We start from the raw sequence: 893 nt of genomic DNA on the forward strand, positions 1-893 counted from the left end.
TGCTTAGACAGCTAGGATGTTGGCTTGGAAGCAGCCATTCATTTAAAGAGTGCGTAACAGCTCACTAGTCGAGCGGTTCGGCATGGATAATAATCGGGCATAAACATACTACCGAAGCTATGGATTTTATACTTTTAGTATAGAGTGGTAGGGGAGCATTGTAACAGCGTAGAAGGTGTACTGCGAGGTATGCTGGAGCGGTTACAAAAGAAAATGTAGGCATAAGTAACGATAATGCGGGCGAGAAACCCGCACACCGAAAGACTAAGGTTTCCTCAGCTATGCTAATCAGCTGAGGGTTAGTCGGGGCCTAAGGCGAACCCGAAAGGGGTAGTCGATGGACAACCAGTTAATATTCTGGTACCTGCTTTGCGTTAAAAGTGACGGAGGCGAGAATTAGGTGCGCACTGACGGAATAGTGCGTTGAAGGATGTGGTAACACTCCGATAGTACACCAAAGCTACGGCGGCGGTGATAATCCTGAATATCGACTTCCAAGAAAAGCGAGCAAAAGCAGCCCGTACCGCAAACCGACACAGGTAGTTGGGATGAGAATTCTAAGGTGCTCGAGAGATTCATGGCTAAGGAACTAGGCAAAATTGACCCGTAACTTCGGAAGAAGGGTCGCCCATCCATTGGATGGGCCGCAGTGAAGAGGTCCAGGCGACTGTTTATCAAAAACACAGGGCTCTGCTAAATCGAAAGATGATGTATAGGGCCTGACACCTGCCCGGTGCTGGAAGGTTAAGAGGAGATGTTAGCTTCGGCGAAGCATTGAATTGAAGCCCCAGTAAACGGCGGCCGTAACTATAACGGTCCTAAGGTAGCGAAATTCCTTGTCGGGTAAGTTCCGACCTGCACGAATGGTGCAACGATCTGGACACTGTCTCAGC

1 rRNA gene is annotated in these 893 nt (G+C 48.9%); it reads left to right on the plus strand.

Features of this window, described 5'->3' with window-relative positions:
• Nucleotides 1–893: ribosomal RNA gene (locus HC175_RS15385) — 23S ribosomal RNA — on the plus strand; the annotation flags it as partial.

It is taken from the genome of Salinimicrobium oceani (genome assembly GCF_012037645.1).